The organism is Streptomyces sp. NPDC006261, from assembly GCF_040613515.1.
In the GTDB taxonomy this organism is placed as follows: Bacteria; Actinomycetota; Actinomycetes; order Streptomycetales; family Streptomycetaceae; genus Streptomyces.
Window position 1 is genome coordinate 1 of the sequence record NZ_JBEXSI010000007.1, and the last position, 21,789, is coordinate 21,789.

Sequence of the window (21,789 nt, forward strand, 5' to 3'; positions counted from 1 at the left end):
CTGGACATCTGGGAGCCGGGCGAGCACAACGGCACCTTCCGCGGCAACAACCCGGCCTTCGTGACGGCCGCCGCCGCGCTGCAGGCGTACTGGGCCGACGGTCAGATGGAGAAGCAGACCCTGGCCCGCGGCGAGCAGGTCGAGCAGGCGCTGCTGGCCATCTGCGCCGAGGAGCCGACCGCGCAGTTCCGCGGCCGCGGTCTGGTCTGGGGCATGGAGTTCCAGGACCCGGCGCGCGCCTCCGCGGTCTGCGCCCGCGCCTTCGAGCTGGGGCTCCTGCTGGAGACCTCCGGCCCGCAGAGCGAGGTCGTCAAGCTGCTGCCGCCGCTGACCGTCACCCCCGACGAGCTGGACGAGGGCCTGCGCACGCTGGCCCGCTGCATCCGCGAGACGGCCTGACCCGGCGAGTCCGGGGCAGGCGGGAAGTAAAGCCCCGGGCCTCGCAGGCCCGGGGCGGCATTCAAGAGAAAGGCACTGCTCACCGTGATCGTCCGATCGTTCAAGGACATCGAGAACACCGACCGGCATGTGAAGGCCGCGTCCGGCACCTGGGAGAGCAAGCGCATCGTGCTCGCCAAGGAGAAGGTGGGCTTCTCGCTCCACGAGACCGTGCTCTACGCGGGCACCGAGACCTCCATGTGGTACGCGAACCACATCGAGGCGGTCCTGTGCACCGAGGGCGAGGCCGAGCTCACCAACGACGAGACCGGCGAGACCCACTGGATCTCCCCCGGCACGATGTACCTGCTGGACGGGCATGAGCGGCACACCCTGCGGCCCAAGACCGACTTCCGCTGCGTGTGCGTCTTCAACCCGCCCGTCACCGGACGGGAGGACCATGACGAGAACGGTGTCTACCCACTGCTGACCGAGGAGGCCTGAACCGTATGACCACCGAAGTACGCGCCGATCTGTACCCCTCGCGCGGCGCCGCCGAGATGACCACTCCCCGCCAGGACCCGGTCATCTGGTCCGCGCCGGGCGCACCGGGCCCGATCGCCGCCAAGGATCTCCAGGGATACGAGCACGACGGCTTCCTCACCGTCGACCAGCTCATCACCCCCGACGAGGTCGCCGTCTACCGGGCCGAGCTGGACCGGCTGGTCGCCGACCCGCGGATCCGGGCCGACGAGCGCTCCATCGTGGAGAAGCAGTCGCAGAACGTACGGTCCGTCTTCGAGGTGCACAAGATCAGCGAGGTCTTCGCCGGGCTGGTCCGCGACGAGCGGGTGGTGGGCCGCGCCCGCCAGATCCTGGGCTCGGACGTGTACGTCCACCAGTCCCGTATCAATGTGAAGCCGGGTTTCGGCGCCTCGGGCTTCTACTGGCACTCGGACTTCGAGACGTGGCACGCCGAGGACGGTCTGCCGAACATGCGGACCGTCTCCGTGTCGATCGCGCTCACCGAGAACTTCGACACCAACGGCGGGCTGATGATCATGCCCGGTTCGCACAAGTCGTTCCTCGGCTGTGCGGGCGAGACGCCGAAGGACAACTACAAGAAGTCGCTACAGATGCAGGACGCCGGCACCCCGTCCGACGAGGCGCTGACGAAGATGGCAGACCGCCACGGCATCAGGCTCTTCACGGGCAAGGCCGGTTCGGCGACCTGGTTCGACTGCAACGCCATGCACGGCTCGGGTGACAACATCACCCCGTACGCGCGCTCCAACGTCTTCATCGTCTTCAACAGCGTGGAGAACGAGGCTCAGGAGCCGTTCGCGGCGCCGATCCGCCGCCCCGAGTTCATCGGGGCGCGGGACTTCACCCCGGTGAAGTAGCACCTCCAGAAGGCACCGCGGGGCCCGGGACAGTACGCCATCCCGGGCCCTTGGCGCGTAACTCGCTGGACCCCGCCACCGGCCACCGGCCAGGGTGGCGGCCATGACTTCTCACGTACGGCACATCACCGTCGACTGCTCCGACGCCTACGCGCTCGGCAGCTTCTGGTCCCAGGTGCTCGGCGCCCCGCTCGCCGCCGACGACTTCCCCGGCGATCCGGAGGCCCTGCTCGAAACCCCGGGCGCGGCAATCCTCTTCGTCCAGGGGCCCGACACGAAGACCGTCAAGAACCGGGTCCACCTCGACGTCCAGCCTCAGGACCGCACCCGGGACGAGGAGGTCGAGCGGCTCCTCGCGCTCGGCGCCACCCTGGTGGGCGACCATCGCGAACCGAACGGGCGGGGGTGGGCGACGCTGGCGGACCCCGAGGGCAACGAGTTCTGCGTGGAGTGCTCCGCCGCCGAGCGGGCCGCGCTGAGCGGGACCCGGCTGCCGGTGACCGCCGACGATGTGACGACCGCTGTCCGGCTCGCGGTGGACACGCTGGCCGGAGCCCCGGCGGAGGGCTGGGACAAACCGGCCGGGACACTGGAATGGACCTGCTGGGAGACGGTGGAGCACCTGAGCGACGACCTTTTCGCGTACGCCGTCCAGCTGGGCCCGCGTACGCCCCCGCTGGACGGCGAGGTGCCCTACCGGTGGACAGCGGATCGGCCGGGCGGCCCGGCCAACGCGGTCCTCGCCGACCGGGCGGCCGGACCCACCGGGCTGCTGGCGACCCTGGAGGCGAGCGGGGCGCTGCTGGCCTCGATGGCGCGGACCACCCCGCCCGAGGTGCGGTCGTACCACGGATTCGGGGTCTCCGACCCGGAGGGCTTCGCCGCGATGGGCGTGGTGGAGACCCTGGTGCACACCCATGACCTCGCGGAGGGCCTGCGCCTGGAGTGGGCGCCGCCCGCCGACCTCTGCGACCGGGTGCTGGCCCGGCTCTTCCCCGACGCCCCGGCGGGCGGCGACCGGTGGACCGTCCTGCTCTGGGCCACCGGCCGCGCCGAACTGCCGGACCACCCGCGCCGCACCGCGTGGCGGTGGAACGGGGAGCCCCGGTAGAACCCCCCTCGGCGGTGGGAGAACCAGCGGGCGGCGGGCAGCAGCGTGGTGTCGTAGCCGAACAGGACCTGGTTCTCCCACACGTGGCTGAGGGCAGTCTCAGCCCAGCACGTCCAGCACCCGGTCCACATCCGCCTCCGTGTTGTAGAGATGGCAGGAGATCCGCAGGTTCCCGGCCGGCGCCGAGACCGCGATCCCGGCCCGCGTGAGCTCGTCCTGGCGGCTGTCGAGCCCGGGCACGGAGACGATCGCCGACTCCCCCGGCACCACCTCGTGCCCCAGCTCCGTCAGGCCCGCGCGCAGCCGGGCGGCCAGCGAGGTGGCGTGCGCGTACAGCGCGTCGGTGCCGATCTCGGCGAGCAGCGCGAGGGAGTGCTCGGCCCCGTGGTACGAGAGGAAGGCGGGCGGCTCGTCGAACCCCCGGGCGCCGGGGGCGACCCGCTCCAGCGGGCCGTAGTTGCTCGTCCAGGGCGCACCGGCGGCGACCCAGCCCGCGAAGAGCGGCGGCAGGGTGGCCTGCGCCTCCTCGGTCACGGTGAGGAACGACGTACCCCGGGGGCAGAGCAGGAACTTGAAGCCGCCGGTGACGGTGTAGTCGTACGCCCCGGCGTCCAGCGGGGACCAGCCCGCCGACTGGGTGGCGTCCAGCAGCGTCCGGGCCCCGTGGACGGCGGCGGCCGCGCGGACGGCGGCGAGGTCGGCGACCCGGCCGTCGGCCGACTGGACCGAGGAGAAGGCGACGAGCGCGGTGGTGGGCCGTACGGCGCCGGCGAGGTCCGTGAGCGGGACGTACCGCACGCGCAGGTCGCCGCGGAGCGCGAACGGGCTGACGACGGAGGTGAACTCCCCCTCGGGCGCCAGGACTTCGGCGCCCGCCGGGAGCGAGGCGGCGATCAGCCCGACATGGACGGTGACCGAGCTGCCGGTGGCGACCCGCTCCGGCCTGACCCCGGCCAGCCGGGCGAAGCCGACCCGGGCCGCCTCCACCGCGTCGAAGCTGCCCGCGCCGATCCGGCGGCCGGCGGCGTTCTCGTCGGCGAGGGCTTTGACGGCGGCGATGGTGCGGCGGGGCAGCAGCCCCCAGCTGGAGGTGTTGAGGTACGTCACCTCAGGCGCGAACTCGGCGGCGGCCACCTGACTGAGCGGAGAGATCGTCATACGTCCAGCCTGGAGCCCCCGCGACTCATAGTCAATTACCAGTTCCCACGGGGCGCACCCAAGGATTCCTTATAACTGGGCGGGCCTCAGCCCTTCGGGACCTCGCAGGCCCCGTCGGTGTCGCAGGCCGCCGCGGCGCCGCCGACGGTGGTCAGCGTGGTGGCCGGACGGTCCTTCCACGCCTGCTCCAGCGCCTGGACGAAGACCTCCGAGGGCTGGCCGCCGGAGATCCCGTACCGCCGGTCGAGCACGAAGAACGGCACCGCGTTTGCGCCCAGCTCGGACGCCTCGCGCTCATCGGCCCGGACCTCGTCGGCGTACGCCCCGGGGTCGGCGAGCACGGCACGCGCGTCGTCGGCGTCGAGCCCGGCCTCCACGGCGAGGGCGAGCAGCACGTCGTCGTCGAAGACGGAACGCTCCTCGGCGAAGTTGGCCCGGTAGGCGAGGGTCAGCAGCTCGTCCTGGCGGCCGCGGGCCTTGGCCAGGTGCAGCAGCCGGTGGATGTCGAAGGTGTTGCCGTGGTCCCGGCCCTCGGTACGGTAACCGAGCCCCTCGGCCTGCGCGTTGGCGGCGACGTTGGCCTCCATGGCGGCGGCCTCCTCGCGGGTCCGTCCGTACTTGGCGGCCAGCATGTCGATGACCTGCTCCCTCTCGCCCTTGGCCCGCCCGGGATCCAGCTCGAAGGAGCGGTGCACGACCTCGACCTGGTCCCGGTGGGCGAACTCGGCGAGGCCCTTCTCGAAGCGGGCCTTGCCGATGTAGCACCAGGGACAAGCGATATCGGACCAGATCTCGACGCGCATGACTCTTCTTCTCTCCAGGGGTGGCGGGGGTCGCGGACGGGGTGCGGAGACTTACCTCCGCCGGACGGACCACTCGGTCGAACACCGAACCTGACCAGGTGATTCCCCGCCCGCGTACGTCACCGCCCGTCCCGCGGGTCCTCCACTCCCCCGGCCAGGAACACGATCCGGTCGAAGACCGCGCCGCACCCCTCCCCCGTGGGCGACTGCACCAGGAAGCCGGCCCGGGCGGCCGCCCGCTGCTCGGCGGTGCCCAGGGTGAAGACGCGGACGAAGGTCCAGGTCTCGCCGTCGGCGGAGGCGTGGAAGGCGTAGGCGTTGCCGGTGCGGCTGAGGCGGAGCCAGTAGCCGTCCTCCTCCACCACGAAGGCGTTGGCGTCGTCGGAGTGGCCTCGGGTGACGACGCTGCAGACGGTCGCCAGGCCCGAGGAGTGCTCCAGGCAGAGTTTGGCCCAGTCACGGTCCCCGACATGGAGGTGGAGGGCTCCGGCGTCGCCCGCCGCGACCAGGCCGGGGCGTACCCGGGCGAGCAGCCGGAAGTCGCCGTCCCCCACCGCGCCGAGCAGGCGTGGCGCGTCGGTCGCCGGATCCAGGGCTTCACCGGACGGCGGTACGAAGAGGTCCTGGCCGGGTCCGGCCCGGCCGGTCAGGATGCCGTCGGCGTGGGTCCAGCGGCCGTCGGGGCCGAAGGCGTCCAGGGCGAAAGGAAACCCGTCCAGGTGCAGGCTCATGTGCGGCGGCCGTCCACGCGGCGGGGCAGGGACAGGGGGTTGGCCTCGCGCAGCTCCGGCGGGAGGAGGGGGTCGGGGATGCTCTGGTACGTCACCGGGCGCAGCCAGCGCTCGATGGCCGTGGCGCCGACCGAGGTGGAGGGGGAGGTGGCGGCCGGGTAGGGCCCGCCGTGGTGCTGGGCCGGGGCGACGGCGACGCCGGTGGGCCAGCCGTTGACCAGGATGCGGCCGGCGAGCGGGGTGAGGGCGGCGAGGAGGCCGACCGCCTCCGGGTCGTCGCCCGCGGTCGCGGTCTGGAGGGTGGCGGTGAGGTTGCCGGGGAGTCGGGCGAGGACGGCGGCGACCTCCTCCTCGGAGTCGTAGCGCGCGATCACGGTGACCGGGCCGAAGCACTCCTCCAGGAGCGCGTCGTGCGGGCCCTCGGCGGTCAGGAGGGCGGCCGGTACGGTCAGGAATCCGGCGGAGACGGTGTGCTCGCTGCCCGCGCCGGGGGTGACGGGGGCCTCGACGTCCGGGAGTCCGGCCCGTTCGCGTACACCGGCGAGGAAGGCGTCCCGCATCCGGTGGTCCAGCATCACACCGGAGCCGGCGGAGCTGACCGTCTCGGTGAGGGCCTTGAGCAGCCGGTCGCCCGTGTCGCCGGCCGGGGCGAGGACGAAGCCGGGCTTGGTGCAGAACTGGCCGGCACCCAGGGTCATCGAGGCGCCGAGCCCGGCGCCGATCTCCGCGGAACGCTCGGCGGCGGCCGCCTCGGTGACGACGACCGGGTTGAGCGAGCCGAGTTCGCCGTGGAAGGGGATGGGGGCGGGGCGGGCTGCCGCCGCGTCGAACAGGGCGCGTCCGCCGCGCACCGAGCCGGTGAAGCCCGCAGCGCTCACCAGCGGGTGGCGTACCAGCTCGACGCCCGCGTCGAAGCCGTGGACCAGGGTCACCACGTCCTCGGGCAGGCCGGCGCGGGCGGCGGCACGGCGGAGCACCGAGGCGCAGAGTTCGGAGGTGGCCGGGTGGCCCGGGTGGGCCTTGACGACGACCGGGCAGCCCGCCGCCAGGGCGCTGGCGGTGTCGCCGCCGGGGACGGAGAAGGCGAGCGGGAAGTTGCTGGCCGCGTAGACGGCGACGACCCCGAGCGGGATCTTCCAGCGGCGCAGGTCGGGCCAGGGCGGGGTGCGGGAGCCGTCCTCGTGGTCGATGTGGATGTCGAGGTAGGCGCCCTCGTCGACGACCTCCGCGAAAGCCCGCAACTGGGCCGCGGTGCGCGCTAGTTCGCCGCTGAGCCGGGCCGGGCCGAGGGCGGTCTCCGCGTCGGCGGCCTCGATGATGTGCTCGCCGGACTCCTCCAGCAGCTCCGCCGCGGCGCGCAGGAACGCGGCGCGTGCCGTGCGGTCGGACAGGGCGTCGCGTACGGAGTGGGCCGCCCGGACCACCCGGTCGACCTCCTCGGCGGTAGCCTCCACCGCAACCTGCTCGCGCGGGTTCCCGCTTCGGGGGTCGACACTCCAGACTGGTGCTGCACTCACCGTGATTCCCTCCGGGTTCGGGCGGCCCTCGCACGCGGGGCCGCACATCAGGCAGCGTTCGCTATTCTGAACAGAGTTCCTGATCGTGAACGTGCTCGGACTCTATTTCCGGGCCTTCCGTGTTGGCAATCCATGGTGGCGGGCTTTCGGGCACAGAGCCGAAGGCCGGAGAAGGAGCGTGGGGCGATGTCGGTCGCCGAGTCCGGTGGGGCACAGGTCAAGTCCGCGGTACGAACGGTGGAGCTGCTCGAATACTTCGCGGGGCGCCCCGGCATGCACTCGCTCGCCGCCGTCCAGGAGGCCGTGGGCTACCCCAAGTCCAGCCTCTACATGCTGCTGCGCACCCTGGTGGAGCTCGGCTGGGTGGAGACGGACGCGACGGGCACGCGGTACGGGATCGGGGTGCGGGCCCTGCTGGTGGGCACGTCCTACATCGACGGCGACGAGGTCGTGGCCGCCGCCCGGCCCACCCTGGACCGGCTCTCCGACGACACCACGGAGACCATCCACCTGGCCCGCCTCGACGGGACGAACGTGGTGTACCTCGCCACCCGGCAGTCCCAGCACTATCTGCGCCCCTTCACCCGGGTCGGCCGCCGGCTGCCCGCGCACTCCACCTCGCTCGGCAAGGCCCTGCTGGCCACCCACAGCGACGAGCAGGTCCGCAAGATGCTCCCCGAGACGCTGCCCGCGCTGACCGAACACACCACCACCGACCGCGAGAAGCTCATCGAGGAGCTGCGCCTGGTCCGCGAACAGGGCTACGCGGTGGACCGCGAGGAGAACACCCTCGGCCTGCGCTGCTTCGGCGTGGCGATCCCCTACCGGACGCCCGCCCGCGACGCGATCAGCTGCTCGGTGCCGGTCGCCCGCCTCACGCCCGGCCACGAGCAGACGGTCAAGGACGCCCTCCTGGACGCCCGGGACCGGCTCACTCTCGCCACGCGGAGGCTGTGACCCGGGGTCTCCCCCGTACGGCGGAGGCGGATCGTCGCCAGGCAGGAGGTGCGGGCGGCGGCAGCGCGGGAGCGTGGTCGTCATGACGACAGCGAACCGGGCTCCCGCCCAGCCCCCGGCCCCCGCCCTCCCGCAGCGCCCCGGGCGACCGCCGGCGGAACCCCCGCACCCGCACCGCGTCGGCCGGGTCCGGGCGGTGGCGCGGGTGCTCGCCATCGTGGCCTGCGTGCCCTACGTCGGCCTCAAGGCGGCCTGGATGGCGGGCAGCCGGGTCGGTATCCCGGACGGGAGCCCGCTGCTGGACGGCGGCATCGTGCTGGTCGTCGGCAACGCGGTCACGGTCCTGATGGTCGCCTGCGTCGTCGTCCTCGCCCTGCTGCTCACCCGGACCTGGGGCCTGCGGGTGCCTGCCTGGCTGCTGGTCCTGCCGATGTGGGTGGCGAGCGGTCTGCTGCTGCCGATCATGACGGCCTACCCGCTGCAGATGGCCGTCCGGCTCCTCGGAGGCGACGGGGGGCAGACGTCCGGCGGGGGCGGCGGTGATCCCTTCCTCGACCCGTGGGTCTTCGGCGTCGTCTACGGCGGCTTCATCGTCCAGGGAATCGCGCTGGGCACCCTTTTCGCGCTGTACGCCCGGGAGCGCTGGGGCCGCCTCTGGCAGGGCCGGCTGCGGGACCTTGCCCGGACTCAGGCCTCCGCCGTGCTGCGGGTCACCGTCGTGGCCGCCGCCCTGGTCGCCCTCGCGCCGGGCCTCGCCCATCTGCTCTGGGCGGCCGGGTCGACGGCCGGGCTCGACGAAGGGCGCGTGGCGGGGCGTACGAGCGACTTCCACGTGCTGGAGGCTGTCAACGCGCTCTTCGTGGCCGTCGCCGTCGTCGGGGTGCTGCTGCTCGCCTTCCGGCGCGGTGGCCGGCTCCCGTTGCGGGTGCCGCTCGTCCTCGTCTGGGCCGGTTCGGCGCAAGTGGCTTGCTGGGGAGGCTGGTTGAGCCTCGCCGCCCTGGTGGGTGCGGGTGACGTCTCCGATCGGCCGACGACGGCGATGGTGCTGATCTACGCTGTGCAGATGCTGGTCGGAACCCTCATCGCGCTGCCGGTCGCGCACCTCCTCGCTGAGCGCGCGGCGGCCTCCACGTCTTCCGGCACCCGCGCGTGAGACTGCTCGCCCCGCTGATCGGGCGGCGGGCGCGGCTGCGCTGGCTGCATCTGATCATCGGTGGCGCGCTGTTGACGCCGTACTTCCTGGTCGGCACAGTGCTGGTCAGCATGGCGAGCGGCGGGGCGGGGCTCTTCTCCTCCGTGCCCGCGCAGTTGGCCGCGTTCGCCTGCGCCCTGCCGATGGTGGCGGTCAGCGGCTTCTTCCCGCTCGTCCGGCCGCTGTCCGCGGCCGCGGCCCGGGCCCTGTGCGGGGTCCCGCCCGCACTTCTGGCCGAGGGCCCCGCCCGGACCCGGCAGGCCCGGGTGCGGACCACCGGCTGGTTCACGCTGCATCTGGGTCTCGGCGGGATCGTCAGCGGGATGACGCTGGCGCTGACGCCGTTCGCCGTCGCGGTGATGGGTCTGCCGTTCTCGGCGGCGCTGCGCGAGTCCTGGCTCGCGGCCGGAAGCGGCGTGCTGGTCGAGCCGTGGGCCCTGGCCCTCGCGCCGTTCGCCGGGCTCGCGATGCTGGTGGCGATGGCTCTGGTGGCGGCCGGCGCGGGGGAGCTGCTGGCCCGGCGGGTGCCGGTGCTGCTCGGGCCGACGCCCGAGGACCGGCTGGCCGCCGCCGAGCGCCGGGCGGCGGACCTGGCCGTGCGCAACCGGCTCGCCCGGGAGCTGCACGACTCGGTGGGCCACGCCCTGAGCGCGGTGACCCTTCAGGCGGGGGCGGCCCGGCGGGTCCTGGACCGCGATCCGGATTTCGTCCGCCGGGCGTTGACCGCGATCGAGGAGACGACGCGGCGGACGGTCGGCGAGCTGGACTCCGTGGTGGGGCTGTTGCGCCGGGAGGAGGAGCCGGGGGACGGGGAAGCGGCGTACGGTCCTGAGCTCGACGCGCTCGGCGGGCTGCTGGAGCACTGCGGGGTGCCGGTGGCGTACGAGCGGGAGGGCGACCCGGGCGGCGTGCTGCCGGTGGTCTCGCGGGAGGCGTACCGGATCGTGCAGGAGGGGCTGAGCAACGTCCTGCGGCACGGCGGGGGCAGCAGGTCCCCCGTACGGCTGCTGATCGCGGTACGGGAGAGGGAGCTGGAGATCGTGCTGGAGAACCCGGTGGGCGAGCGGCCCGCGGTGGTGCGCCCCGGGGGCGGCCGGGGGCTGCGCGGCATCGCGGAGCGGGCCGCGCTGCTGGGCGGCCGGAGTGAGGCGGGACCGTACGACGGCGGCTGGCGGCTGACCGCCCGGCTGCCGCTCACGGCCCACGGCGAGGAGCGGTCATGAGCGGGGGGCCACCGGTGGTGCGGGTCGTGGTCGCGGACGACGAGGAGATGGTGCGTACGGCGCTGCGCGCGATCCTGGGCGCCGAGGAGGGCATCGAGGTGGTCGGGGAGGCCGCCACGGGGGCGGAGGCCGTCTCCGTGGTGCGCGCCCTGCGGCCCGACGTGGTGCTGATGGACGTGCGGATGCCGGAGATCGACGGCATCCGGGCCACCGAGCAGATCCTCGCCACCCTGGAGGATCCGCCGCGGATCGTCGTGGTGACGACCTTCGAGAACGACGCGTACGTGTACGACGCCCTGCACGCCGGAGCCGCCGGGTTCCTGCTGAAGCGGTCGGCGGCCGAGGAGCTGGTGCAGGCGGTGCGGCTGGTGGCGTGCGGCGACTCGCTCCTCTATCCGGCGGCGGTCCGCACCCTGGCCGGCCGGCACACCGGGCGGCGGGAGACGCCCGCCCCGGCGTGGGTGGCGCGGCTGACCGGGCGGGAGGCGGACGTGCTGCGGCTGATGGCGGCGGGGCTGACCAACGCGCAGATCGCGGGGCGGCTCGCGGTCGGTCCGGCGACGGCGAAGACCCATGTGGCGGCGATCCTCGCGAAGACCGGCGCCCGGGACCGTACGCAGGCGGTCATCGCGGCGTACGAGTGCGGGTTCATCACTCCGGGCTGAGCCGCCCGGCCGAGCGTCACAGCCTGGTGGACCGCGTGAGAAATCGGTGAGAAGCGGCACGACCGGGAACGGGCGGAACGCCCCCGCTCGTCCCTCCAGCGGGATGAACAAGACAATCAGGCGCGCTTCGGTCTTCTGCCTGCTCATGGTGCTCGCCCTGCTGGTGCGGGCGACATGGGTGCAGGGCTACCAGGCCAAGGCGCTCGCAGACGACGAGCACAACCGGCGGAACACCATCGCGCAGTACGCGCATCCGCTCGGGGACATCATCGTGGCCGGTTCGCCGGTCACCGGATCGAAGGGGACCAGTGGCGGCGACCTCCGGTACAAGAGGACCTACACGCAGGGCGAGCTCTACGCGGCCGTGACGGGCTACAGCTCGCAGGCGTACGGGGCGACCCAGCTCGAAGGCATCTACAGCGACGTCCTGGACGGCACGGACGACCGCCTGAAGGACCCGGCCGATCTGCTCACCGGCGAGCAGGCCGCCCCGGGCAACGTCCTCACCACGATCGACCCGGGCGTCCAGAAGGCGGCGTACGAGGCGCTCGGCGACGACAAGGGCGCGGCCGTGGCCATCGACCCGGGGACCGGCCGCATCCTCGGCATGGTCTCCACACCCTCGTACGACCCCTCGGAGATCAGCGGCACGGACGACGGCGACGCCTGGAAGGAGCTGCTGGACGACCAGGAGAAGCCGCTGGTCAACCGGGCACTGCGGCAGCCGCTGGCGCCGGGTTCCACGTTCAAGCTGGTGGTCGCGGCGGCGGCGCTGGAGAACGGGCTGTACGGCTCCGTCGACGAGGCGACGAAGAGCCCCGACCCGTACACCCTGCCCGGCACCCGTACCGTCCTGCGCAACGAGAGCGCCTCCGCCCCCTGCGAGAACGCGACCCTGCGCACCGCGCTCCAGTTCTCCTGCAACAACGTCTTCGCCAAGGTGGCCGCCGACCTCGGCCAGGACAAGGTCAAGGAGATGGCGGACGCCTTCGGCTTCGACACCGAGAAGCTGGACGTCCCGGTGCGGGCCGCCGAGAGCGTCTACCCGACCGGCATGGACAAGGCGCAGACGGCGCTGACGGGGATCGGCCAGTTCGAGGTCACCGCGACCCCGCTCCAGATGGCGATGGTCACGGCGGCCCTCGCCAACGGCGGCGAGCCGGCCGCCCCGCACATGGTGTCGTCGGTGACGGACGGGGACGGCTCCACGCTGGAGGAGACCGGCGACGGGGAGAGCGAACGGGTGGTGAAAGAGGAGACAGCGAAGCAGCTGCGCAGCGCGATGGTGACCGTCGTCGAGGAGGGCACCGGCACCAACGCCAAGATCGCCGGGGCCGAGGTCGGCGGAAAGACCGGGACCGCCCAGAACGGCGTGGACAACAGCAACACCCCGTACGCCTGGTTCACGTCGTACGCCAAGGACGACAGCAGCGGCAAGGAGGTCGCCGTCGCGGTGATCGTCGAGGACTCCGGCTCGGCACGCTCCGAGGTCAGCGGCAACGGCCTGGCGGCGCCGATCGCGCAGAAGATGATGAAGGCGGCACTGGAGCGATGAGAACCGGGGGCCCGGGGGCGGGGCCCGGCCCAACGGCTGACCACGCCGCCCCTTCCCGAACCCCCCGCCTCACCCGATCCGTGACAGCGCGCCGGCCACGGCCGTCAGGTCCGGCCCGGAGGCCAGGCCCGCGTGGTACAGGCGCAGTTGGTTCGCGCCGAGGGAGGCGGCGTGGGCCGCGTCGCGCTCCAGGGTGGCCGGGCTGCCGCCCATCCCGGTGACGACGCCGAAGTTGGCCGCGAGCACTCCGGTGCGGCCCGTGAACGGCCCGAGAACCGTTTCCCGGACGGCGTCGGGTCCTGTGCAGGGCAGCACGACGCCGTCCGCCACGGCGAGGATGTGGCCGGGGTCCACACCGGCGTTGGCCCCGGTGCGGTACGGGGCGGGGTCGGCGTGCAGCAGCACCTGGAAGCCCGGCGGGGCCTCGGCCCGTACGGCGGCGACGGCCGACTCCTGCAACGTACGGGCGGCCCGGCCGCGCCACCGCCAGGTGGCGTCCGCGAGACCAGGGCCCAGCAGCTCGCCGACGCCGTCCCAGCCGGACTCGGTGGAGCCGCTGCCCGACCAGGCCGGTTCCAGGGCGCGGCGGACGGCGGCGGCCAGTTCGTCCGGGTCGGCGCCGGCTTCCCCGTACCCCTGGCGGCACTCCGTACAGAAGCAGAGCGACAAAAGGTACTGCGCCGCGTCGCCGAGTGGGACGCCGGTGACCTTGTCGTGGGCGTGGAGGTGGGCGAAGCCGTACCAGCCGCAGGACTCCAGCTCGGTGCCGCGCGCGCCGGGCCGGGCGGCGGCCTCGGCAGCCAGGTCCACGAGGTAAGCGCGGACGGCGGGGCGGGCGATGCAGGGGGCCCAGGGGTAGCGGTCCCCGTACGCGTTGCGGACCGAGGTGTCCGGGTGCTCGGAGCCGAGGCGGGAGTTGTGCGCGAGGACGGCCCAGCTGTGCACCTCGATACCGGCGGCGGCCAGGGCCTCGGCCGCTTCACCGTACGGGTCCTCGCTGGCCATCCAGCTCTGCCGGTACGGGGCGAGGGCGCGTCCCGCCCAGCGGGCCGGGTCCGGCGGGTGGAGGACGGCGGCGTGTTCGGCCGTGACGACGCGGTGGGCGGGGTGGCGGGGGGTCAGGGCGCGGGTGGAGTGGTAGGCGGAGGCCAGCGTGACCTGCTGGACGCCGAGGTCGGCGATGCGGGAGGCGGCGGCCGGGTCCCCGACCACGTCCCACGGGTAGAGGAACGCGCTCGCCTTCATGCCTGCTCGCCTTCAGAGGCGCCCTCGGCCAGCAGGGCGCGGCCGCTCGCGATGATCTCGATGTGGTCCTCTGCGTGGGCGGTGGGCGGTTCGGTGAGCGGGGTGCGTACCTCGCCGGCGTCCAGGCCCTGGAGCCGGACGCCTGCCTTGCCCAGGGCCCGGAGGACGTCGAGTCCGACGGTGCCGTCGGTTCCGCAGGCGGTCACGCGGAAGAAGAGCGGCCCGGCGACTTCGCTGAGCCGGGCGGCGAGGGGGGCTGAGGCCACGGGCGCTCCCTGAGCAGATTCAAGCGTGCACCAGTCTGATCGATGTGCATACTTCTGAACACGGCCACGCTAGAGCAGCCTCTGATGGCGGGTCAAGGCTGAGGAGACCTCTTGGCCTCCCCTACTCAGGCCCGCCCCGTTCACTGATGTGAATGGCGGCCGGAACGTCAGCCAGCACGCACACCGCGGAGGTGACATCGGGCGACGCCCAGCTGGTGATGGCGCGCTGGAGCGGGGCGTACAAGCACGGCAACGAACGTACGGCCCGCGACCACCCGCGCAACCGCCGCCGAGAACGCCTCGACGGCCGCGGAAGGGGCCTGCCGAACGGCCGCAAAGGTAAGGGAACGGCAAAGCGGGGTCGTTCGTTACCCCGTGCATGACCGCAATGACCCCCGGCTCGAACATCCCTCTCTCCGCCGTCCGTGTGGCGGTGGACGTCGCCGCTCCGGTGCGGCTCGACGTCTCGGGCCTGCTGCTCACCGCCGACGGCAAGGTGCGCTCCGACGACGACTTCATCTTCTACAACCAGCCCGCGGGCCCCGGTGTGACCTACCGCGCCGGCGGGGGCTCCGCACCCGACGCCATCGTGGTGGACACCGCCGCGGTCCCGCCCGGCATCGAGAAGATCGTCGTCACCGCGAGCCCCGACGCCGCAGGACAGACCTTCCAGGGCATCGAGCCCACCGCCACCGTGCGCAACGCGGACGACGACACCGCGCTGGCCACGTTCACCCCGCCCCAGCTGGGCGGCGAGACGGCCCTCGTGGTCATCGAGATCTACCTGCGCAACGGCGCATGGAAGGCCCGAGCGGTCGGCCAGGGGTATGCGAACGGGCTGGCCGGCATTGCCACGGACTTCGGCGTCTCGGTCGAGGAGCCTGCCGCCCCACCCGTCCCGGCCGCAGCCGCCCCGGTGGCTCCGGTGGCCGCTCCGGTCGACCCGAGGATCGCCCCGCCGGCCCCCGCCGCTCCGCCGGCACCGCCCGCCGCCCCGCCCGCGGCCGCCGGGAAGATCAACCTCGACAAGGGCCGGGTCAACCTCCAGAAGAACCAGACGGTCTCCCTGGTCAAGGGCGGCGCCCCGCTCCTCTCGCAGGTCAAGATGGGGCTCGGCTGGGAGCCCGCGTTCCGCGGCAAGGACATCGACCTGGATGCCTCGGTCATCGCCTACGGCCCCAACCGCAACCACCTGGACAGCTGCTACTTCGGCAAGCTCTCCATCCTCAACGGGGCGATCAAGCACTCCGGCGACAACCTCACGGGTGAGGGCGCCGGGGACGACGAGACGATCGTCGTTGACCTGGGCCGCATCCCGGCCGAGGCGACGGGCCTGGTCTTCACGGTGAACTCGTTCACCGGCCAGAAGTTCAACGAGGTCGCCAAGGCCTACTGCCGCCTGATCGACGCGGCCACCGGCGAGGAGCTGGTCCGCTTCGACCTGACCGGCGCCGAGCCGCAGACCGGCGTCATGATGGCCAAGCTGATCAAGCAGTTCACCGGTGAGTGGGAGATGACGGCCATCGGCGAGTTCGTGAAGTCACGCACCGTACGGGGCATGGTGAAGCCCGCCGCCCAGTCCCTGTAGCTCCGGAGCCCGGCCGGCCGCAACGGCATCCGGGGCACCTGAAGTGATTCAGGTGCCCCGGATCCGGAGAACGCGGACGCTGCTCGTGCTCGTCCGGTGTCTCAGAGCTTGGTCAGCTTGGAGTACGGGCTCAGGATCCTCCCCTGTCGCCCAGAGAAGTCGATGAGGACTGCGTCGTTGTCGCCCTCGACAGCAAGGATTCTGCCGAGCCCGAACTGGTCGTGCGACACCCTGTCGCCCACATCGAAGCATTCGACCGGTGGGGCCTCCTGGGCCGGGCGGTTGAAGGGACTGGAAGGCAGGTATCGCCGGGAGCCGGCTGACTGTTTCATTAAGTCGAGTATGCGCCCTGTGAAGGCCCTACGCCATGCCCGTTTGCCGCCCGAGCCCTAGAAGTGCCGGATTCGTGACCCGCGCTCACCAGGGCCAGCCAGCGCTTACCCCCGCCTCCAGCAGCGGAACCATGCGGAAGGCGGTGTCGGAAAGCCCCCCGAACGTGTGGCGGTTTCCGTCGCCGGACGGGGCGTGGCCGAGCCGGTATCCGGCCAGGTTCCAGGTGTAGAGGGGCACCATGTCCGCAGCCCCCCACGTGGCATCGCCACGGCAGGTGTACGGCGCCTGCTCGTCGGTGACGACGAGCAGGCGGTCGTGACCCCGGTGGCGGCGCTGCACCGCCCGTACGGCGTCGGTGCCGCTGGACATCATCAACGCCCACCTCGACCAGCGGAAGTGACCGAGGACACCTGCGGCAAGCCCGGATCTCCAGGACCTCGGCGGCCGGCGCCCAACACCTGGGCTACCGGCCCTCAGCCCCCCGCGCGCGACCGGGCCTTGAACGCGGCCTTACGGGCGTCCTTCGCCGCCTTCTTGTCGCTGTGCAGGCGGCCCATGGCCTCCAGCACGTCGGCCGTGGCCGGGTGGTCGACCCGCCAGACCTCCTCGAAGAAGCCGCTGTGCTGCGCGGAGAGCCCCTCGACCAGGCCCTGGAGCTCGTCGAGTTCGCCGTCCGCGTCCAGTTGGGCGGCGATCGTGTCGATGGCCAGCCAGAAGATCATCGCCTCCGGCGGGGGCGGGACGTCGGCCGCGCCGTGCTCGGCGAGCCAGACCCTGGCCAGGCCGCCGAGCTCCTGGTCGCCGAGGACCGCGCGTACGGCGGGTTCGGCCTCCTCGCCGGCGAGGGCGAGCGCCTGCTGGCAGTGGAGGCGGCGCAGCGGCGCGCCCTCGTCCGTGCCGCGGGCCGCCGCCAGCAGCTCGGCTGCCGCCGCGACCGCGCCCTGGGTGCCGCGCCCGGCGAGCCAGAGCTGGATCTCGGCGCGGGCGGCGGCCTCCGGGTAGTACGCGATGCCGTCGAGGAGGGCGTCGGCGCCCTTGTCGGCGAGGTCTCCGACGGCGGGGGCGTCCACCCCGGCCTCCAGCATCCGGGCCCGGACGCCGTACAGGCCGAGCGGGGTGAGCTGGACCATCCCGTACCGGGTGACGTCCTCCTCGTCGACCCCGGCGGAGGCGTCCGGCGCGTCGCCCTCCTCGACCATCAACGCCTCGTCGACGGGCTGGTACTGGACGATCCCGATGGGTTCGAGGAGCCGGAACTGGTCGTCGAGGCGCATCATCGCCTCCGACACCTGCTCCAGGATGTCGTCGGTGGGCTCGCCCATGTCGTCGGGGGCGATCATCGACGCGGCGAGGGCGGGCAGCGGCACCGGGCCGTCGCCCGCGCCGTTGTCCGCGAGGGTGAGCAGATAGAGGTTGCCGAGGACCCCGTCGAGGAACTCCGCCTCCGCCTCCGGGTCCCAGTCCAGGGCGTCGAAGTCGATCGAGCCGTCCTCACCGACGAGGTCCGCGAAGTCGTCCAGGACGGGCGCGGTGGCGTCGGCGTGCACGGCGTCGAGGCCGTCGAGCCAGATCCCGAGGATGTCCTGCGGGGAACCGGTGGTGAGCAGCGCCAGGTTCTCGCCCGCGGTGGCGGTGCCCTCGGCCTCCGACTCCTCCGAGCCGTCCGGGACCTCCCCCTCCTCCGGGTCCGTCACATCGAGGAGCCCGGTGTCCACGGCCAGCCGCCAGGCCTCGCTGGCGTACGCGGCCCCGTCCTCGTCGGCGGGGAGGCCGAGGTGCTCGGCGGCGGCGGGCAGTTGCGCCTCGACGAGTTCGCCGCCCGCACCGACGCGGGTGTCCGGACCGGCCCAGCGGGCGAGCTTCACGGCGCGCACGAAGAGCGGTGCGGCGAGCGCGTCCCGCGCCAGTTCGGCCTCGGAGTGCAGCCGCACCGGCGGCAGGATGGGGCGCTCTGCGGACATCGGGAGTTCTCCTCGGTGCGTGCTCGGGAGCGTACGGAGTGCGTACGTGGTTCAGCCGCCCAAGCCTAGACGTCGTTCGCCGTCCGTCGCCCGGCGCGCTCCTTTATGCGCCCGCGCCCGCCTCCATGCTGAGCGCGGTCCTGTAGCGGTTCACGCCCCCGCCGGTCATCCCCGGGTACTTCCGTACGCGTTCCCACAGCGGCGACGGGGAGCCGACCCCCTCGCCGGGCGCGGCGAGTGCCGCGATGTGGTGTTCGGCGCTCTCCCACTCGGCGTAGTTGAGGACCCGAGTGCCGTCGGTGCTGACGTGGAAGTGTGCGGCGATGCCACCGGCGGGCGGATGGGGGTCCTCGCCGAGCGCCTCGAACACGGCGTCGATCCAGTCGCGTTGCCGCGCCGGGCCGGGCCCTTCGAACTCCACGTCCACGATCACGACGCACCCGGGCTCGCGGGTGTCGCCCTCGGCCTGGAGCCCCGAGCGGTACAGCTCGTACGTGTGCAGGGCGAGGCGTTCGATGCCGGGCACGGCGGCGTCGATGTCGGCGTTGCGGGCGTCGCGGCCCTCCCGGACGAAGTCCCCGTAGGCCTCCTCGCCGGCCCACTGGGAGTAGTGGAGCAGGGTCCTGCCGTCCTCGCCCACGTAGACGCTGTACGAGAGCAGCCCGGGGTGCGGCCACTTGCGGCTCTCCCACGCCTTCCGGATGGCGTCGACGGCCTGCCGCTGCCGCTCCGGCGTACCGACGTCCCAGGTGCTGGCCTTGGCGATCCCGGCGTCCCTACGGGCCGGATCCGGGCGGTCGGTGAAGCGCACGGTCATGGTGGCTCTCCCCTCTCACGCACACCGGTCGGTGCGTCGTTGCCACCACCGTCACACCTCAAGTGCGCTTGAGGTCAAGGCGCCTACCCCCCGGGCAGCTCCGCCCGCCAGGCCGTGATGTTCAGCTCGTCCATGTACCGGATGTCATGGCCCTCCAGCGGGTAGACCCGCGCCCCGGCGTCGGGGGCGGCGGCCAGCTCCAGGGCGTCGGCCATGACGAGCTCGCCGCCCTCCTGGGTGGAGACCCAGGCGAGCATCGACTTCACGGTGGCGCCCGGCTTCAGGGTGAGCGCCTCGGGGCCCTGGTCGCGGCCGAACTGCGAGCCGGCCGGGTTGACCTTCACCGGGAGGCGCTCACCGTCCTCGCCGAGCGCCTGGACCGAAGGGTAGCCGTCGACCCGGTAGGGCTTCGAGCCGCAGTTGGTCAGGGTCAGGACGACCGCACGGCTCATCATCGTGGCCAGCACCTCCCCCATGGTCACCACGGCCCCGGAGGCGGGGCACTCGCCGGTGGGCGCGGGGGCGGGGGACGGGTCCGGGCCCTGCGCCGGCACGTCGGCCACCGGCGGCGGCGTGGCGGAGGGCGGTGGGGGTGGCGGTGGCGGCGCCTCGGCGGTGGCGGTCGGGGCGGGGACGGGTTCACCCTCACCGGCCGGGACGAGGAAGCCCGAGCAACCGGTGAGCACCACGGCGGCCACCGCCGCCGGCAGGACCGCCACCGAGGCCCGCCTGCCCGTCCGCACGCGGCGGCCCCGCACCCGCTCACCCATGTCTTCCGCCCCTCGCCCGCCCTCGTCGCGGCACCCGGCCGTACGCCGTCCGCGTGTTCGATCATGTCAGGGGGCGGCTCCTCATGGCACTGTTCAGCATCTCTTCTCGATCCGGGCAAGCAGATCTAAGTGGACCTTCACGGTCGCCGGGGCCGACACTTCGGACATGACTGCCACCGCACCCCGCCCCTTCGGCCGCACCCTCTGCGCCATGATCACGCCGTTCACCGCCACCGGCGCGCTGGACCTCGACGCCGCCCGCGCCCACGCCGCGCACCTGGTGGCCGAGGGGTGCGACGGGCTGGTGCTCAGCGGCACCACCGGGGAGTCACCCACCACATCGGACGCGGAGAAGTCGGCCCTGCTGCGGGCGGTCCGGGCGGAGGTCGGCGACGGGGTGCCGCTGCTCTCCGGCGTCGGCAGCGCGGATACCGCGCACGCGGTGCGCCTGGCACGGGAGGCCGAAGAGGCGGGCGCGGACGGGCTGTTGGTGGTTCCGCCGTACTACAGCCGCCCGCCGCAGGCCGCCGTGGAGACGTACTTCCTGCGGATCGCCGAGGCCACCGGCGTACCGCTGATGCTGTACGACATCCCCGGCCGCACCGGCGTCCGGATCGAACCGGAGACCCTGCTGCGGCTCGCGGACCACCCGCGCGTCGTCGCGGTGAAGGACTGCGCCTACGACCTGCTCGGCTCCACGAAGGTGCTGGCGCGGAGCTCGCTGGCGTACTACTCGGGGAGCGAGGAGCTCAACCTCCCGCTGTACGCGCTGGGCGGCTCGGGCTACGTCAGCACCGTCGCCAACGTGGCCCCGCGCCAGATGCGGGCGCCGCTGGACGCGTTCGACGCGGGGCGCACCGGCGAGGCGGCCCGGCTCAACGGACTGACGGTCCCTCTCGCCGAGCTGATGATGGCGGGCGGTCTTCCCGGCACCGTCACGGTGAAGGCCCTGCTGGACGCGGGCCCGGTCCGGGAACCGCTGCAGCCCGCCGGGCGCGAGGCGGTCGACGGGCTGCGTGCGGCGTACGAGGAGCTCCTCGCGGCCTGAAGCTCCATGAGAGAACTAGTTGTGGGCGTGCAGGACGTCGTTCAGCCCGCCCCACACCGCGTTGTTCGGACGGGCCTCGACCGTGCCGGTGACCGAGTTGCGGCGGAAGAGGATGTTGGAGGCGCCGGAGAGTTCCCGGGCCTTGACGACCTGGCCGTCCGGCAGCGTGACGCGGGTGCCGGCCGTGACGTACAGCCCGGCCTCCACGACGCACTCGTCGCCGAGCGCGATGCCGACGCCGGCCTCCGCGCCGACCAGGCAGCGCTCGCCGATGACGATGCGGACGTTGCCGCCGCCGGAGAGGGTGCCCATGGTGGAGGCGCCGCCGCCGATGTCGGAGCCGTCGCCGACGACGACGCCCGCGGAGATGCGGCCCTCGACCATGGAGGTGCCGAGCGTGCCCGCGTTGAAGTTGACGAAGCCCTCGTGCATGACGGTGGTCCCGGCGGCGAGGTGCGCACCGAGCCGGACCCGGTCGGCGTCGGCGATCCGGACGCCCTTGGGAGCGACGTAGTCCGTCATGCGCGGGAACTTGTCGACCGAGGTCACCTGGAGGTGCAGCCCCTCGGCGCGGGCGTTGAGGCGGACCCGCTCCAGGTCGTCGACCGCGACCGGGCCGAGCGAGGTCCAGGCGACGTTGGCCAGCAGGCCGAAGAGTCCGTCGAGGTTCTGGCCGTGCGGCCGGACGAGCCGGTGCGAGAGCAGGTGCAGGCGCAGGTACGCGTCGTGCGCGTCGAGCGGCTTGTCCTCCAGCGAGGAGATGACCGTGGAGACGGCGACGACCTCGACACCGCGCCGGGCGTCCACGCCGATGGCCTTGGCGGCGCCCTCACCGAGGCGGTTCACGGCCTCGTCCGGGGTGAGCCGCTGCGTGCCGGCCGGGCCGGGCTCGGCGCTCAACTCGGGGGCGGGGAACCAGGTGTCGAGGACGGTGCCGTCACCGGCGACGGTGGCGAGGCCGGCGGCGACGGCGCCGGTGGTGCGGGAAGTGGCCTGGGAAGTCGTGTCGGTCATGGACAGAAACCTAACGGGCCGGGGCCCGCTCGGGCGAACCGGTCTCAGCTTGCG

21 protein-coding genes and 2 pseudogenes are annotated in these 21,789 nt (G+C 73.1%); 11 read left to right on the top strand and 12 right to left on the bottom strand.

All coding sequences use genetic code 11. The features are described from left to right. The 4 genes from ABZ154_RS05820 to ABZ154_RS05835 all read left to right on the top strand — a co-directional run. On the top strand, nucleotides 1-399 hold a 399-nt coding region (locus ABZ154_RS05820; RefSeq protein WP_356829426.1), incomplete at its 5' end, for an aminotransferase class III-fold pyridoxal phosphate-dependent enzyme. Between the two features lie 84 nt (nucleotides 400-483). Then, nucleotides 484-882 carry an ectoine synthase gene (locus ABZ154_RS05825; RefSeq protein ID WP_018488170.1) on the top strand — a complete coding sequence of 133 codons (399 nt, stop codon included), beginning with the start codon at nucleotides 484-486 and terminating at the stop codon, nucleotides 880-882. A gap of 5 nt (nucleotides 883-887) precedes the next feature. After that, nucleotides 888-1,781 (top strand): ectoine hydroxylase, encoded by an 894-nt coding sequence (gene thpD / locus ABZ154_RS05830; protein ID WP_356829428.1) that lies wholly within the window; start codon nucleotides 888-890, stop codon nucleotides 1,779-1,781. Nucleotides 1,782-1,884: 103 nt separating this feature from the next. Then, nucleotides 1,885-2,892 (top strand): VOC family protein, encoded by a 1,008-nt coding sequence (locus ABZ154_RS05835; protein WP_356829430.1) that lies wholly within the window; start codon nucleotides 1,885-1,887, stop codon nucleotides 2,890-2,892. 99 nt (nucleotides 2,893-2,991) lie between these two features. Here ABZ154_RS05835 and ABZ154_RS05840 read toward each other — a convergent pair whose 3' ends face one another. The 4 genes from ABZ154_RS05840 to ABZ154_RS05855 form a co-directional block, all read right to left on the bottom strand. Then, nucleotides 2,992-4,050, bottom strand: a complete 1,059-nt coding sequence (locus ABZ154_RS05840; protein ID WP_356829431.1) for an aminotransferase class V-fold PLP-dependent enzyme — start codon at nucleotides 4,048-4,050, stop codon at nucleotides 2,992-2,994. An 86-nt stretch (nucleotides 4,051-4,136) separates the two neighbouring features. After that, the gene (locus ABZ154_RS05845; RefSeq protein WP_356829433.1) at nucleotides 4,137-4,853 is read right to left on the bottom strand and encodes a DsbA family oxidoreductase; all 717 of its coding nucleotides are present in this window, start codon (nucleotides 4,851-4,853) and stop codon (nucleotides 4,137-4,139) included. A gap of 119 nt (nucleotides 4,854-4,972) precedes the next feature. Continuing rightward, nucleotides 4,973-5,584 carry a DUF1349 domain-containing protein gene (locus tag ABZ154_RS05850; RefSeq protein ID WP_356829435.1) on the bottom strand — a complete coding sequence of 204 codons (612 nt, stop codon included), beginning with the start codon at nucleotides 5,582-5,584 and terminating at the stop codon, nucleotides 4,973-4,975. Next, complete coding sequence (locus ABZ154_RS05855) at nucleotides 5,581-7,101, bottom strand: aldehyde dehydrogenase (NADP(+)) (protein WP_356829437.1); 1,521 nt, start codon at nucleotides 7,099-7,101, stop codon at nucleotides 5,581-5,583. Before ABZ154_RS05855 ends, ABZ154_RS05850 begins: the two co-directional genes overlap by 4 nt. Nucleotides 7,102-7,287: 186 nt before the next feature. Here ABZ154_RS05855 and ABZ154_RS05860 point away from each other — a divergent pair, with 186 nt between their 5' ends. The 5 genes from ABZ154_RS05860 (at nucleotide 7,288) to ABZ154_RS05880 (ending at nucleotide 12,693) form a co-directional block, all read left to right on the top strand. Beyond that, the gene (locus ABZ154_RS05860; protein WP_356829439.1) at nucleotides 7,288-8,058 is read left to right on the top strand and encodes an IclR family transcriptional regulator; all 771 of its coding nucleotides are present in this window, start codon (nucleotides 7,288-7,290) and stop codon (nucleotides 8,056-8,058) included. A gap of 82 nt (nucleotides 8,059-8,140) precedes the next feature. Next, on the top strand, nucleotides 8,141-9,211 hold the full coding sequence (locus ABZ154_RS05865) for a hypothetical protein (protein ID WP_356829441.1): 1,071 nt from the start codon (nucleotides 8,141-8,143) through the stop codon (nucleotides 9,209-9,211). Further along, nucleotides 9,208-10,473, top strand: coding sequence for a histidine kinase (locus ABZ154_RS05870; protein ID WP_356829443.1), 1,266 nt, complete (start codon nucleotides 9,208-9,210; stop codon nucleotides 10,471-10,473). The genes ABZ154_RS05865 and ABZ154_RS05870 overlap by 4 nt, the downstream gene beginning before the upstream one ends. Continuing rightward, nucleotides 10,470-11,138, top strand: a complete 669-nt coding sequence (locus ABZ154_RS05875) for a response regulator transcription factor (RefSeq protein WP_356829445.1) — start codon at nucleotides 10,470-10,472, stop codon at nucleotides 11,136-11,138. Before ABZ154_RS05870 ends, ABZ154_RS05875 begins: the two co-directional genes overlap by 4 nt. A gap of 103 nt (nucleotides 11,139-11,241) precedes the next feature. Continuing rightward, entirely contained in the window at nucleotides 11,242-12,693 is a 1,452-nt protein-coding gene (locus ABZ154_RS05880) for a penicillin-binding protein 2 (protein WP_356829447.1), read from the top strand. A 69-nt stretch (nucleotides 12,694-12,762) separates the two neighbouring features. Here the strand turns inward: ABZ154_RS05880 and ABZ154_RS05885 are convergent, their stop codons facing one another. Together ABZ154_RS05885 and ABZ154_RS05890 are read right to left on the bottom strand one after the other, a co-directional pair. After that, entirely contained in the window at nucleotides 12,763-13,938 is a 1,176-nt protein-coding gene (locus tag ABZ154_RS05885; protein WP_356829449.1) for a hypothetical protein, read from the bottom strand. Further along, nucleotides 13,935-14,087, bottom strand: a pseudogene (locus tag ABZ154_RS05890) (5-dehydro-4-deoxyglucarate dehydratase); the annotation flags it as partial. The pseudogene ABZ154_RS05890 and the gene ABZ154_RS05885, both read right to left, overlap by 4 nt. A gap of 496 nt (nucleotides 14,088-14,583) precedes the next feature. On the opposite strand from ABZ154_RS05890, the gene ABZ154_RS05895 reads away from it, so the two are divergent. Then, a complete protein-coding gene (locus ABZ154_RS05895; RefSeq protein WP_356829451.1) occupies nucleotides 14,584-15,792 on the top strand; it encodes a TerD family protein in 1,209 nt (402 codons plus the stop codon). 101 nt (nucleotides 15,793-15,893) lie between these two features. Here the strand turns inward: ABZ154_RS05895 and ABZ154_RS05900 are convergent, their stop codons facing one another. The 5 genes and pseudogenes from ABZ154_RS05900 to ABZ154_RS05920 form a co-directional block, all read right to left on the bottom strand. Then, entirely contained in the window at nucleotides 15,894-16,124 is a 231-nt protein-coding gene (locus ABZ154_RS05900) for a hypothetical protein (RefSeq protein WP_015607807.1), read from the bottom strand. An 85-nt stretch (nucleotides 16,125-16,209) separates the two neighbouring features. After that, nucleotides 16,210-16,485 (bottom strand): annotated as a pseudogene (locus ABZ154_RS05905) (TROVE domain-containing protein); the annotation flags it as partial. A gap of 113 nt (nucleotides 16,486-16,598) precedes the next feature. Beyond that, nucleotides 16,599-18,086 (bottom strand): hypothetical protein, encoded by a 1,488-nt coding sequence (locus ABZ154_RS05910; RefSeq protein ID WP_356829453.1) that lies wholly within the window; start codon nucleotides 18,084-18,086, stop codon nucleotides 16,599-16,601. A 103-nt stretch (nucleotides 18,087-18,189) separates the two neighbouring features. Beyond that, nucleotides 18,190-18,903, bottom strand: coding sequence for an antibiotic biosynthesis monooxygenase (locus ABZ154_RS05915; RefSeq protein WP_356829455.1), 714 nt, complete (start codon nucleotides 18,901-18,903; stop codon nucleotides 18,190-18,192). 83 nt (nucleotides 18,904-18,986) lie between these two features. Next, nucleotides 18,987-19,673, bottom strand: coding sequence for a DUF4232 domain-containing protein (locus tag ABZ154_RS05920; protein WP_356829457.1), 687 nt, complete (start codon nucleotides 19,671-19,673; stop codon nucleotides 18,987-18,989). Between the two features lie 166 nt (nucleotides 19,674-19,839). Between ABZ154_RS05920 and dapA the strand changes: the two genes are divergently transcribed. Continuing rightward, a complete protein-coding gene (gene dapA / locus ABZ154_RS05925) occupies nucleotides 19,840-20,721 on the top strand; it encodes a 4-hydroxy-tetrahydrodipicolinate synthase (protein ID WP_356829459.1) in 882 nt (293 codons plus the stop codon). A 15-nt stretch (nucleotides 20,722-20,736) separates the two neighbouring features. On the opposite strand, the gene dapD is transcribed toward dapA, so the two are convergent. After that, nucleotides 20,737-21,735, bottom strand: coding sequence for a 2,3,4,5-tetrahydropyridine-2,6-dicarboxylate N-succinyltransferase (gene dapD / locus ABZ154_RS05930; RefSeq protein ID WP_356829461.1), 999 nt, complete (start codon nucleotides 21,733-21,735; stop codon nucleotides 20,737-20,739). Nucleotides 21,736-21,789 lie beyond the last annotated feature (54 nt).